This is a genomic window from Streptomyces sp. BE20 (assembly GCF_036322525.1).
Taxonomy (GTDB): domain Bacteria; phylum Actinomycetota; class Actinomycetes; order Streptomycetales; family Streptomycetaceae; genus Kitasatospora.
Window position 1 is genome coordinate 1 of record NZ_JAQYWW010000416.1, and the last position, 12,780, is coordinate 12,780.

At 71.7% G+C, this 12,780-nt stretch carries 10 protein-coding genes and 1 pseudogene; 5 read left to right on the forward strand and 6 right to left on the reverse strand.

The genetic code is table 11. The features are described 5' to 3' along the window. The 5 genes and pseudogenes from PUR61_RS03065 to PUR61_RS03085 form a co-directional block, all read left to right on the forward strand. Positions 1-128 (forward strand): annotated as a pseudogene (locus PUR61_RS03065) (IS5/IS1182 family transposase); the annotation flags it as partial. A 388-nt stretch (positions 129-516) separates the two neighbouring features. Beyond that, positions 517-3,669, forward strand: coding sequence for a CHAT domain-containing tetratricopeptide repeat protein (locus PUR61_RS03070; protein WP_329875325.1), 3,153 nt, complete (start codon positions 517-519; stop codon positions 3,667-3,669). Then, positions 3,666-4,073, forward strand: coding sequence for a hypothetical protein (locus tag PUR61_RS03075; RefSeq protein WP_329875327.1), 408 nt, complete (start codon positions 3,666-3,668; stop codon positions 4,071-4,073). Before PUR61_RS03070 ends, PUR61_RS03075 begins: the two co-directional genes overlap by 4 nt. Next, positions 4,070-4,990 carry a hypothetical protein gene (locus tag PUR61_RS03080; RefSeq protein WP_329875329.1) on the forward strand — a complete coding sequence of 307 codons (921 nt, stop codon included), beginning with the start codon at positions 4,070-4,072 and terminating at the stop codon, positions 4,988-4,990. The genes PUR61_RS03075 and PUR61_RS03080 overlap by 4 nt, the downstream gene beginning before the upstream one ends. A 682-nt stretch (positions 4,991-5,672) precedes the next feature. Next, entirely contained in the window at positions 5,673-6,809 is a 1,137-nt protein-coding gene (locus PUR61_RS03085) for a DegT/DnrJ/EryC1/StrS family aminotransferase (protein WP_329875330.1), read from the forward strand. A 367-nt stretch (positions 6,810-7,176) separates the two neighbouring features. Here the strand turns inward: PUR61_RS03085 and PUR61_RS03090 are convergent, their stop codons facing one another. The 6 genes from PUR61_RS03090 to PUR61_RS03115 all read right to left on the reverse strand — a co-directional run bounded on the left by PUR61_RS03090 (position 7,177) and on the right by PUR61_RS03115 (position 12,661). Beyond that, positions 7,177-8,367 (reverse strand): UDP-N-acetylglucosamine--N-acetylmuramyl-(pentapeptide) pyrophosphoryl-undecaprenol N-acetylglucosamine transferase, encoded by a 1,191-nt coding sequence (locus PUR61_RS03090; RefSeq protein WP_329875332.1) that lies wholly within the window; start codon positions 8,365-8,367, stop codon positions 7,177-7,179. A gap of 449 nt (positions 8,368-8,816) precedes the next feature. Beyond that, positions 8,817-8,984: a hypothetical protein gene (locus tag PUR61_RS03095; protein WP_329875334.1), complete on the reverse strand. Its 168-nt coding sequence runs from the start codon at positions 8,982-8,984 to the stop codon at positions 8,817-8,819. 51 nt (positions 8,985-9,035) lie between these two features. After that, entirely contained in the window at positions 9,036-9,461 is a 426-nt protein-coding gene (locus PUR61_RS03100) for a hypothetical protein (RefSeq protein WP_329875336.1), read from the reverse strand. A gap of 542 nt (positions 9,462-10,003) precedes the next feature. Then, positions 10,004-10,177, reverse strand: coding sequence for a hypothetical protein (locus PUR61_RS03105; RefSeq protein ID WP_329875338.1), 174 nt, complete (start codon positions 10,175-10,177; stop codon positions 10,004-10,006). A 142-nt stretch (positions 10,178-10,319) separates the two neighbouring features. After that, positions 10,320-11,465 (reverse strand): ParB/RepB/Spo0J family partition protein, encoded by a 1,146-nt coding sequence (locus tag PUR61_RS03110; RefSeq protein ID WP_329875340.1) that lies wholly within the window; start codon positions 11,463-11,465, stop codon positions 10,320-10,322. Next, positions 11,462-12,661 carry a ParA family protein gene (locus PUR61_RS03115; protein ID WP_329875342.1) on the reverse strand — a complete coding sequence of 400 codons (1,200 nt, stop codon included), beginning with the start codon at positions 12,659-12,661 and terminating at the stop codon, positions 11,462-11,464. The genes PUR61_RS03110 and PUR61_RS03115 overlap by 4 nt, the downstream gene beginning before the upstream one ends. Between the last annotated feature and the right edge of the window lie 119 nt (positions 12,662-12,780).

Genomic DNA, 12,780 nt, shown 5'->3' on the forward strand with positions numbered 1-12,780 from the left:
AAAGGACCGTCGCCTGGCTCGGCGGCTTCCGCCGACTCCACCGCCGCTACGAACGCAAGGGCACCCACTTCGCGGCCTTCGCCACCATCGCCGCCACCCTCATCTGCAACCGCAGAATCACCAAATGAGATCACTTCTTAAACCGGGACGTTGGCGTTCGTCGCCGCCCAGGCCTCCGGAAGATACGGACGGCAGGCACCGTAACGGCCCTGGTCGTCACCGGCCGGCCCGCGAGCCGCCTCGACGACCGGCTCAGCCGGGGCTGGAGCGTGCTGATCCGGGGGAGGCACGGCACGTGACCAACGCCGGCGAGGTGCGGCGGCTGTCGGAGCTGCGCGGGCCGTGGGCCGGAGGGAGTGGCCGCTCTGGGTGCGTGTGCGGGCGGACGAGATCACCGGGCGCAGGATCGCCAGCGGCTGAGGGGACGCGAACGGCTGACGGATCGTCGGATCTCCTCTAGCCTCGTTGCCACGGGGCTCCGGATGCCGCACGAGTCCTGCCTGCGAGGGGGGTGCGGTGGGCGCGGACGATGCTCGGGACAAGCAGCGGGTGCTGGACGACGCCGCGGCGTTCAGGGCCGGGGGGGACCTCGCCCGGGCGGCGGCGGTTCTAGAGGAACGGCTGAGGCGCGCACCCGACGTCGAACTCCTCACCACTGCGGACGATTTGATATTCGCCGGGTTCCGCGCGGGTGAGCTCGGCGCGATACTGTCGCTCGCCCGCACGATGTGGGCCTTCCTGCGGGTCGTCCAGGGCGACGGCCCGCCAATCGTGGAGCGGGCGACCACGGTCATGCTCTTCGCCGAGCGGGTCGGACAGGACGACCTGGCCCGGGAGATGGCGGAGTACATCCTCCTGGCGCGGCGCGGATACTTGCCCGGGCGGCACCCGGACCTCGTGCTGGCGCTGAACGACTCGGCACGCCTGGAGCTCGCGGCGGGCGCCGTCGACGCGGCCCGGGCCCTGTACGAGGAAGTGGCCGGCGGCCTGCCCGGGGATGGCCCGAACGACGCCGAGGACTCCTCCCAGCGCGCCGCGGCCCACTACGTGCTGGGCGAGTTGTCCGCGCGACTGGGTGAGGGCGACGCGGCCGTACGGCACTGGAGCAGCGCCGTGGCGTGGGCGGAGCACCTCGCTGACGGCCGCCCGCTGCGCATCGCGGCGCACCTTCGGCTCGGGCGGCTGCTGCTGGCGTTCTCCGATGCACCCGGAGCCGCGCACCACCTCGAAAGGGCTTCCCAGCTCACCAGCCTGAGCCTCGAATCCCCCGGCGAGCCGGTTTGGCTCACCCCGACGACGGACGCGGCGGCCGTGGCGGACGCGCTCTTCTCCCTCGGTGTCGTCCACCGTGGCCGAGGCGACATCCTCGGCTCGGAGCGGGCGTTCCAGGAGGCGATCGGCCTGTACTCGGCCCTCGGGAGGCGGCAGTCGGTCGCCGAGGCGGTCGCGGCGCTCGGCCACACCTACCAGACGCGGGGCGCGCTCGGCGCCGCGGAGCAGCACTACGAGCACGCACTCGGGATCCTGGACGGGCTCCCCGAGCGGCTCCCGCAGCTCAGGCTCCGGATCCTCTCCAACCTCGGTGCCCTGCGGGAGCAGGAGGGGCGTCTCGACGAGGCCGGAGCGCTTCTGGCCGAGGCCGCCAGGCTCGTGACGGAGGAGACCCCGCCACAGCAGCACGGGTCGCTGTTGAACAACCGCGGCCGGGTGGCCTTCAAGGCACACCGGGACAGTGAGGCGGCCGCCCTCTACCAGCAGGCGGTAGACGCGGTCCGGGCGGACGAGGGCGAGAGGTCCGGTCTCGCGGACAGCCTCTTCAACCTCGCGGAAGCGCGACTGGCACTGGGCGACGCCACCTCGGCGGTCTCGGCATTCCGGGAGGGACTCGCCGTCGAGGACGCCCGGCTGTGGTCGGTCCTCCGAACCGGTTCGCAGCGCGAGTGGCTCGCGGCGGCCTCGCGCGCCCAGCACCGAACGCATCAGCTGCTGGACATCGCCGTCTCCTCCTGCGCGGGGGACCTCGCGGTCGCGGAGCTGGCGGCCGACGTCCTGCTGAACCGCACCGGGCTCGCGACCACGGCCGACCTGGTCCGACGCGAGATCGGGTCGTGGGCTGGCGCCGCCCACCTGCTCGACGACCCCCGGCTCGACGAACTCCGGCGCGACGCCACGGGCCTGGACGCCGCCATCGGGAGCAGGATGCTGGCCGGTCCGCCTGCTGGCATGGAGCGCGACCACGCGGAGGGCCTGGTCGCGGACCGGTTCCGTCTGGAAGCCATCGAATCCGAGATCTCGGCCCGCGTCCTTGGCGGATCCGACGGCGAGGCGTTCGCGCTGTCATGGCGTCGGATCGCGGAGGCGCTGCCCTCCGACAGCGCCCTGGTCGACCTGCGGCGCTACGCCTCGTACGACTACGCGGCCAACGACCGGACGAACGCCCTCGTCGGCGAACACCGCTACGCGGCCCTCGTCCTGCGCCGGGACGCGGACCCCGTGCTCGTCCCACTCGGTGCGGCCGAGGCGATCGACGCTCTGGCCGTCGACGCGGTCGCGGCCTTCAGCGGTCTGAGGGCGACCGACGCCGCCGTCCTGTCCGCGCTCCGGGAGGCGGTCGTCGAGCCGCTGCTGCCACAGCTCACGGGCGTGCGCGCCGTCCTGATCGCTCCGGACGGCGAACTGAACCGGCTCCCGTTCGAGGCCGTCCCGCTCGACGGTGACCGCCTGGTCATGGACAAGTACGCCGTCAGCTACCTACCGACGGCGCGGGACGTCCTGCGCCTCGGCGCGCCCCTGGCCCCCGCCGGCCCTCCGCTCGTCGTGGCCGATCCGGACCTCAACCTGAGCGCCTCGGCCGACCGGCCGCCGCAGGGCGCCGTACCCGTCTTCGGCCGGCTGCCAGCCGCCCGCGCCGAGGCCGAGCACGTGGCTGGGCTGCTCGGCGTAGTGCCCCTGCTGGGCGGCGACGCGGTGAAGGGCGGTGTCACGGGGGCGCGCGGCCCGGCGGTGCTCCACATCGCCACCCACGGGTTCTTCCTGCCGGCCGTCCAGCCGGAGACGGTGGATCCTGCGGAGATCCGGGCCGGGGACGTCCTGCGGCCGACCGACCCCGGGCGACGGATGATGACGCTCGACGGGGTCCTGGCCACCCCGATCGACTTCACAGCCGAGCCGGCCGGCCCGTTCCGGCGCCTGTCCGGTGAGGGACTGGACGATCCGATGCTGCGGTCGGGCCTGGCACTGGCCGGGGCTAACACGTGGCTCGCCGGAGGGGAGCCGCCGCCCGCGGCGGGAAACGGCGTGGTCACCGCGGCCGACCTGGCGGCCACCAACCTGGGCGCGACCAGGCTGGTCGTGCTCTCGGCGTGCGACACCGCGCTCGGCGAGACCCGCACCGGCGACGGGGTGTTCGGGATGCGGCGGGGGGTCTCGCTCGCCGGCGCCCGGAGCCTGGTGATGAGTCTGTGGAAGGTGCCCGACAAGCAGACGCGCGAGCTGATGGAGGAGTTCTACGCCCGGCTCATGGCCGGTGCGGGCGTGCTGGAGGCGCTGTCGGCGGCCCGGCGGGCGCAGCGCCTCAAGTACCCGCACCCCGTCTACTGGGCAGCGTTCGTCTGCCAGGGGGACCCGGGACCGGTCCGACTCGACCAGCTCGTGAGGGAGCACCGATGACCGACGCTGCGGAGATCATCGCGCTGCTGCGGCCCCTGCCGCAGCCCAACCCGCACCCCGGCGTCCTGCTGGACGGCGACCGGGACGCGACACGTGTGCTGGCCGCCGTCCTGCGCTACTTCGACGCGGACGACGACCGACCGGCGGTGACGGTCCTCGCCGGCGCGAAACCGCTCGGCCTGCTCCATCGCCGGGACGCCTACAGCCTTCCGCCGCCCGCGTTGAGCACGCGCGACTACGGGGCCTCCGACCACGCGGCCCTGCCGGGTGACGTGCGCTACGAGATGATCACCATGTGCTGCCCAGCGGCGGACTGCTCCTACCGTCTCGCGATGATCCTCCATCCGCTCCGGGCGCCCCGCTGCCCGGTGCATCCCGAACGGACCCTGGCGGTGGTCGGATGAGCGGCATCATGCCGCCCGGTCTGCTCCAGGACCACGGACGCCGCTTCTCGATCACCGGCACCCTCCCCACGCTGGCCGTCCTGCTAACCGTGCTGGCGGAGCTCGCCTCCGGCGCGCCCTCGCACATGCCCAGCAGGGAGAGGCTGGTCGGCTCGCTCAAGTCGCTCGTGCCCGGTGAGTGGGTCCTGCTGTTCCTGGGCGTGACCGTCGCGGCGCTCGTCCTGCAGCCGCTCCAGCGGCAGTTGGTCCGCTGGCTGGAGGGTTATCCGCTGATGCGGGGCCCGGGCGCGGTCCTGGGGCGTCCGCTCGTCGCCCGCTGGCGGCGGCGCTGGGAGCGGCTGGACGCACTGCAGCAGAGGGTCGACCCCCGCCCCGGAGACCTGTCGGCAATGGCCACGGCCGCTGCCCGCCTGGCTAGGCTGCCGCGTTCGCCGGACCGGCTCATGCCGACCGGTCTCGGGAACACACTCCGCGCGGCCGAGGACCGGCCCGCCGACACCTACGGCCTCGACGTGGTGGCCGCATGGCCGGAGCTGTACGCGCTCCTCCCCGAGTCGACGGCGACGCTCGTGGACGACGCCCGTGACCAGCTGGACACCACCTGTCGGATGGCCGCGGCACTCGCCCTGATGGGGGGCCTCTCGGCGGTCATCCTCCCGCCCAGCCGGTGGACGCTCCTGGCCGTGGCGTTCCTGCTCGCGGCCGTCCTCACCTACCGGAGCGCGATCGGCGCCGCCGAGGGCTACGGCCGGCTGGTCAACGCGGCCGTGAACCTGCACAGGTTCGACCTGTTGACGGCTTTCCGGCTGCCGCTGCCCGCCGACCCGGCCGAGGAGCGCGATCGTTTCCGCGCCCTCTCGAACCACCTCCGCCAGGGGCTGCCCGTCACCGGGCCCTACGAGCACAGGTCCCCCTGACCTCGGCGGAGGCGGGAGCCCGGACCTGCGTATCCCGCCTTCGGGCGGGATACGCAGGTCCTGCAGCACCTCGCCGCGATCGCCCTCCACGACTCGGCCCGCAACGCCCTCGCGGAAGCGGGCCTCGACTCTCTGACCGGCCTGTCCGTCACCGGCATCAAGGCCCCCGCGAGGCCCGCCCACACCTGACGGCGGTTCCGCAGGAGACCGACGACTACGCGCTCCTGCCAGCACGTGCCTGAGTCCCGCTCCGAGACTTCCACATCACCCTGGACTTGCCCCGGGGCGAGCACGCCGCGCGGTACCGTCGTGCGGAGCATCCATGCAGTGGACGTCGACGGTGCGCGAGCGCAGCATGCCGTGGCGCGGTCGCTGGCGGTGGCGGCGGTCTCGGCGGTTCGGCGCAGGTGATCGAGGAAGGCCGCACGGTCGGAGGCACCGAGCTGCGGGCCCGTCGGGGTGGGGCCTCGACGGGGCCGGACGACGCGGCTCGCGAGCTGGGGCGGGGTGATGCCGCGCACCGCCCAGGCGATCAGGTGCGCGGTCTCGCGAGACTGGACGCATCCGGCCACAAGATCGGCATGATCACCGCCGCCGGACCGTCGCCCGCGGATGTGTCCCCGGCCCTGGACAGGGCGGTCTCACTGCTGCGACCGATCGTCCGACCGATCCGGGAGGTATCGTGAGCACCCCTTCGCGGCCCGACGCCGCACGCAACGCCAGCCCGTTCCTGTTAGGCGGGGAGGCCGAAGCGATGGCCGCCGTGCTGCTCAGCGGCCAGTACGGGCACACCGACGTGACGGAGACCTTCGAGAAGAACGTCGCGGCGTTCCTCGGGGTGCCGGAGACCGTCGCCGTGACCACCGGCACCGCCGCCCTGCACATCGCCCTGGTCGCGGCGGGCGTCGGCCCGGGGAGCGAGGTCGTCGTGCCGTCGCTGACGTTCTGCGCGACGATCCAGGCGATCCTCGCGTGCGGGGCGAACCCGCACTTCGTGGACGTGAACCCCGACGCCCTGTGCGTGGAGCCGGAGGAGATCCTCGGGGCTCTCACCCGCGCTACCACCGCCGTCATGCCGGTGCTGTTCGGCGGCCGGGCCATCGACCTGTCCTCCATCGCCGACACGCTCCAGGAACGCGGAATCGCGGTGATCGAGGACGCCGCGCACGCCTTCGGCTCCTTCCGCGGGGACGTGCGGGTCGGCGCGACGGGCGACCTGACGTGTTTCAGCTTCGGGCCGATCAAGAACCTGACGTGCGGCCAGGGCGGCATGATCGTGCCGCGCAACGCCCAGGAGGCGCAGCTGGCGCGGAGCCTGCGCGGGCTGGGGATCGTGGAATCTCAGGCCCGGCGCGCGGTGACCACGTCCTACTCCGTGGAGCGGTTCGGGTTCCGCCAGCAGATGTCGTCCATCAACGCGGCGATCGGTAACGTGCAGCTGGCGAACTTCGACCAGGCGCAGGCCGACCGCAAGAAGCTGTGGCGGGCCTACCGGGCGACGCTGGCCGATCTGAGCAGCGTGAAGCTGGTCGACGTCGACGTGGACAACTCCGTGCCGCACCTGTGCGTGGTGCGGGTGCCGTACCGGGAGGCGGTGTTCGAGGAGATGCGTGCCCGGGGGATCGGTGTGGGGGTGCACTACCCACCCAACCACCAGCAGCGGGCGTTCTCGTCCTGGTACCGCGAGCTGCCCGTGACCGAGCGGATCGCGGGGGAGATCATGAGCCTGCCGTTCCACCCGCACATGAGCGAGGACGAGGCCGTGGGCGTGGTGGAGTCCCTCAAGGAGTCGCTGGCGGTTGCGGGGGCTCAGCGGTGAGGCGCGGCCATTGGCAGCTGATTCCGGGGGTGCCCGGCGGCTGCTGGCAGGACCACATCCGTCAGCCGCCGGGCAGTGTCGTGGTGGCCCAGGGAACGAGCGGCCTGGGCCATCACGGCGTGCAGTTCGGCTTGGGACAGCAGGGGGCCCACAACGGTGCGCAGTGTTTCGGGATTCGCTGCCTCCAGCAGCGTGGGGTCGAAACCGTGCAGGCCGGCTTGTGGCCGGCGGCGCGAGGATCTCTGGTGCACAGCTCTGGACGGACCGGGTTGCCGGTGACGATGTGAGGGCGCAGTCCACACGCAATGCCTGAGCGGTGAAACCGTTGAAGCCCGAGGTACACCCGCGCCGAGGGCTTCAACCGTGCTCAGCGGCCGGCAGCGGCCGCGTCCAGAACGACGTCCACGAGCCGCTCGGCTGCATCCGGGCGACCGTACGCCCGGGCCCGCTCGGCCGTCGCGGCGCGCCGAACGGGATCCGTCAGCAGCGGCTCGACCACCTGCCGCAGACCCTCAGCCGTCACCTCGCCCAGCAGCGCAACCGCAGCGCCGGCGTCCGCGAGGTGACGGGCATTGTGGGCCTGCTCGTTACCCGCCGAGGACGCGAGGGGAACGAACACGGCCGCCTTGCCCAGCGCCGTCAGCTCGGCGATCGTGCCCGCCCCGCTGCGCGAGAGCACCACGTCGGCCAGCGCCAGGACGTCGGGAAGCTCCGGCCCGACGTATCCGGTCAGCAGGTAGCGGGCCGCCAGCGCACCGGGCAGCGCCCGAACGGCCGGCTCCAGCCCCGCCACGTTGGCCGGCCCGCACTGGTGGACCACGTTCGCCCGCTCCAGCAGCCACGGCATGACGTCCCGCACCAGGGCGTTGATCTGCGCCGAGCCCTGCGCGCCACCGGTGACGTAGACCGTCGGGAGGGAGCGGTCGAAGCCGTGCAGCCCGAGCACCTGAATCGCCTTCTCGGGGTGTCCCGTCAGCACCTCCGGCCGCACCGGGTTGCCCGTGACCACCGCGACCGCTCGGACCGACTCCGTCAGCAGCGACAACGTCGACTCCGACGACACCGCGAACCGCGTCGCGTGGCGGGCGAGCTGCCGATTCGCCAGGCCCAGACGCACCGTCTGCTCATGAATCACCAGCGGACGATGGCACAACCGGGCCGCCAGGCTCACCGGCACCGCCACGTAGCCGCCCGTCGCCAGCACGACGTCCGGGGCAAAGTCGGCAACGATCCTGCGGGCCTGCACCGCGCCGAGCGGAACCCGTCCCATGTCCCGGATGTTCGCGGCGGAGACCATCTTGAGCGGATTGCTGGACCGCCGGATCTTGCCGGTCGCCACCTCGGCGAACCTGATCCCTTCGCTCGCAGCGACCCGGGCCTCCAGACCGTCGGCAGTACCGACCCACAGAACATCCAGGCCCCGGCCCGACGCTGCGAGCCTGGCCTGTAGCGCGCGGACCGCGGTGAGAGCCGGGTACGTGTGGCCGCCGGTCCCGCCGCCAGTGACGATGAGTCGAAAGACCCGTGCCGGAAGGCGGTTGACGGCGTCGCTGTTCACAGAGGAGCTCCCGATCTGGGCTACGCCGGGGATGTCTCAACCCCGGGCCTGGAGATAGCGGAACACTGCGGACGATAGTAGGGCACAACGCCCGAACCGAGGTGACCAGCCCCGTAGACCCTGCCCCGCATCAGCGCCTCGTCGTCCATCGCGCCAGCATCCCAGCCGAGTTCGACAGGACGGAGGCGCTCGTCGTCCGGCTTCGTGGCTGGCCGGACGGGTTGACTCGCCCACGGGGCAGTGTAGAGAGAGCTGGCCGGCCTTCCCGTAGCGGCGCGGGGATCGGGCTTTCGGCGATATCCGGCCGTCGTTTCAGGCGGCCGTGATCCCACGGGGAGCCCAGCAAGCGGGGGGGCGCCGTAGCTGGCTCGCCGCTTCCGCCCGGGGTTCGGCAGCCGCGGGCCGGCCCTCTCCAAGTTGCCGGACTGCGGCCGGTCCCGCGCCTGCGGCTACGCCAGCGCGGCGACGGCACCCGGCCGCTCTCCACCGCCGACGGCGATGGTGCCGGGCGCGGCGGGGGCGACGGCGCCGGGCGCGAAGGTCGCCCCGCGAGGCCGCGGCGGCCCGCTGGTCGACCACATGACGATCGCGCCGACCGAGCAGCCGCTCACCGTCATCGCCGCAGGCGGCGGCGTGTACCTCCTCGACGACGCCAAGATCCTGGTCCCCTACGGAAGCAGATCCTGTAGAGCGGCCTCGAAGACCGGGTGAGGGCTGGTGGCGCCGGCGGGTGTCTCGATCCGTTGGAGCTGTCCGCCGACGAGGACCGACTGCACGGGCACCGGCAGGGTGTCCGGCCACAGGCCGGTCCTGGCGCCTTCGGTGAGAACGCGCCGGAAGGCTCCGGTGGACCCGCGGAGGCTTCTGCCGTCCCCCCGTAGGTCGTCAGCCTGGCAGCCGCCGCCGTTCGCCACGACCTTGAGCAGGATCGCCTGCGCGCGGGGCGGCAGACGCTGGTAGTAGGCACGGGCCCGTTCCACGGTCCATCGGTCGTCCGGCTCGGCGGACACCTCGGCGCCGGGGGCGGAGGCGAGGGCCAGGAGCTTCTCCAGCACCTCGGGGGTCGGGTCCTCAACGGTGATCGTGATTTTCACGCCGAGCACCATTCCACACCCAGCATCAGGAACACAAATAACCTTTTAAATGGGTGGTAGACATTCTGGGCTCTGCCGGGCGCCCGACGTGCAGCCGCCGGCTCGCCGGCCTGCGCCGGCTGCACGTCCACCGGCACGGTGCGGTGCACGGCGGTACGCCGGCGCGGGAGGCACGAACCAGTCGGCGTCGGGCTCAGAGTCTGCGGTCCGCACAGGTCCAGCCGGTAGCCTTCCAAGACTTGCCCGTGGGTGGTGAATACCGTGTCGGAGTCTGACCGGCCCTGCCTGGCTCCGAGCTGTGCGAGGAGGTCGGCCTCCTGGTCGGCGTCGGCCTGCCGTCCCGTCCGGAAGGGTCTGGCGTCATGGAGGCCGGGCTGGGGCAGCTCGATGCGTCCGGGGAGCTGGGGGCCGAAGGCGTGGATGACCACCCTGGCGGCGAGCACCTCCGGAGGCAGCCGTTCCTGACCTTCCGGGCCTCAGGTGTCGTCGGCTGGGGCGGGACCGCCTCACACCCGCGGGAGGATATCCGCCGCGGCGGTGCCCTACGGGCTGTGAAGGTAGATCTGCGGTCCGGTGCCGGCGACGGCGCTCTTCCGGCTGCGGCTGGAAGCGTCGGAGTCCGTGAGGTAGCCGTCGGAGTTGTAGATCTCGATCAGGCCGTGGTCAGGCGTGGCGTGGGTGTGGAATTCCTGGAGTAGCCGCACGGTCGCACGCACCGCTCTCGTTCTGATGGCCCGCCAGGGACCGGTCCCGACGTACACGAGGAGGTTCGGCGCCTCTGGGCCTGGGCCAAACGTGAGCGGCGCCCGGCCTTCAGCCGGGCGCCGCTCACGAACGCGTCGAGGTGATGGAGATGGGTCAGTCTGCCTGAGGCACGGTCTGACGCTTCAGGAGCTCGAGTAGCTCCGAGGCCACCTGGACCGCCTGTCGGCGGTCCATCGCGTCGAGAATCGACTGTGCACTCGCCCGGGGGTCGGCCGGGACCAGGAAGACCGTGACCGTCGGCACCTCATCGATGGCGGCGTCCCGCTGGTCCGGCACGCTCGGGGTGTAAACGGCGTTTACGTCCGTGACCGAATCCTGTGAGTCGCCCTGCGACGGCCCCGCGGGGATCGGCGGGTAAACGGCGTTTACGTCATTCCCATGCTCGCCCTTGTCCGCTCCTCGGGCAGCAGGCGCCAGCGTGCTCACAGCGGAGGCCTTCTCGCCGACCGACCCCCGGACCGCACGCGCGGCCTTCGCCGCGGCCTTGGCCGCCTGCCTGTCGGCAGTGGCCTTCTTCGCCGCCTCCGCCCGCTCCAGCTGCTCGGCCGCGGTCAGCTTCCCAGCCCGCGCATCGGCACCGATCCGGCGGGCATCCTCGATGCCCAGCTCACCGGTCCCCGCCTGCTCCTGGAGCTCCGTGGACAAGTGCAGCAGAGCCAGACGCTGCCCCACCCAAGCCTTCGACTTGCCGAGCTTCCTCGCCACGGCAGCCTGGTTGCCGTCATACACGGTGCTCAGGAGCTGCTCGATCGCCTGAGCCTCCTCCAATGGCGACACGTCCTCACGGTGCGCGTTGGCGATCAACGCAGCCTCGACCATGTCCGCCGCGGTGGACACCAGGTCGTCGTTGAGATCCACACGGAGGGTCTCAAGGCCGGCCCGCTGCGCGGCGAGCAGACGCCGGTTCCCATCGAGCGCGACGAAGTCCGCTTCCCCAATCGCGTCGACCTGGCCCGGATGCGCGTCGAGGAAGGCACCTCGGCTGACCACCGTAACGGGGACGATCTGCTGCCGGCTCAAGCTCTCCGCCAGCTCGGCGATCGTCTCGTCGTCGATCGTCCTCCGCGGGTTGAGCGGGTTGAAGACGATCGCCGACACGGGAGCCGACGAGGCGCGCCGTACCCGCCCGGTCGCGTCGAGCGCCTCGCTGCGCGCCAGCACCTCGCCTCCGCGAGCGCCGCCCTGGGCCAGCGCCCCGAAGGATCCTCCACCACCCTGGAGCTTCTTGGCGATACTCATGCCAGCCTCCGTCGGATCTCGCGCATGCGCTGGGCCTGAGTTGCTGTGGGGGCGTACATGAGGAGGGGCTGCTTCAGGTGGACGGCCTCGCGCTGCTCCTTGAGGTCCGGAACGACGGATAGAACGGAGGGTGTGCCGAGGGACTGCCAATTCTCGAGGGAATGGGTGGCGACGTAGCCCTTGCGCTTGTCGAACTTGTTGACGACGAGACCGAGCCGGTCGATGTCGACCTCGTAGTCGAGGCTGATGGTGCGGATCTGGCTGTCGAGCATGGCGTAGGCGTCTGCGGAGGAGTCCTCGGCCTCGACGGGGATGAGGACCCCGGAGACTCCGGCCGACTCGTTCTTGCGGCGGTGGCCGTAGTAGAGGCCGGCGTCCATCGCCAGCCCGAGGTTCGGGGGAGCGTCGATCACGATGACATCGAAGTGATCCTCGAGCGGGGCGAGGGCGCGCTGGAGGCTGGTCTCGCGGGGGCCACGGACGGAACCGAGACGGGAGTCGAGGAGGAACGCGTCAAAGCTGGAGGGCAGCAGGCTCAGCCGCCCTTCGAAGTGGTCCTGCTCGATCGCGACGACCTGGTCGAGCAGGGATCCGGCGACGCGGTCGCGGTCGACCATGTGAGTCACCAGGCTCTCCTCGCCCGGGGGGACCTGCTTGACGCCGAGCTGGGAGGTGAGGTGGCCCTGCGGATCGTAGTCCACAAGAAGGGTGCGAAGGCCTGGCAGTGCCGGCAGCTTGGAGGCGCCGGTGGTAGCGGGCAGGCCGAGCGCTATGGCCTGGCCCACGCCGGCGGCGATAGTGGTCTTGCCGACGCCTCCCTTCTGATTGCAGACGACGATCCGCCGCGTGTACTGCGGGATCGTCAGCTCTGCAAGTGAGGCGGTGTGGGAGTCGATCCACACACGGAGAGCTTGGGCGAGACCTTGGACGAAGGAGATGTCCCGGGCGGTGCAGTCGGCTTTAAAGGCGTCGTACAGGCCTGCGGGCAGCCATGTGTTCCAGCTCTCGGCCCCGGACGTGTCGATGTTCGGGTTGTCGTCGGCGGGACGGGCGCGCCACTGCTCCACTGCCTGGGCGACGGCGTCCTGCATGTCGATGCCGAGCTGGGCCGCTCGGGTCTTGAGTTCCTGACGGAGGGACACAGGAAGCTTCGACGCCACCTTTTCCCGATCACTCCCAGAGTTTTGAGATGCCATGGCGTCACCATAGTGGCGCCTGGGTGGTTTAGGCACATCCAGGACCGCGTGTCCGTCCCTTTCGCACTCCAGGGGTAAACGGCGTTTACACCACCCCACCCGTGAACGCCGGTCCCCGG

Coding starts and splice junctions, on each gene's coding strand:
- PUR61_RS03110 (WP_329875340.1), bottom strand. CDS start 11,465: ATGAGTATCGCCAAGAAGCTCCAGGGTGGTGGAGGATCCTTCGGGGCG.
- PUR61_RS03095 (WP_329875334.1), bottom strand. CDS start 8,984: ATGACGGTGAGCGGCTGCTCGGTCGGCGCGATCGTCATGTGGTCGACC.
- PUR61_RS03080 (WP_329875329.1), top strand. CDS start 4,070: ATGAGCGGCATCATGCCGCCCGGTCTGCTCCAGGACCACGGACGCCGC.
- PUR61_RS03115 (WP_329875342.1), bottom strand. CDS start 12,661: ATGGCATCTCAAAACTCTGGGAGTGATCGGGAAAAGGTGGCGTCGAAG.
- PUR61_RS03075 (WP_329875327.1), top strand. CDS start 3,666: ATGACCGACGCTGCGGAGATCATCGCGCTGCTGCGGCCCCTGCCGCAG.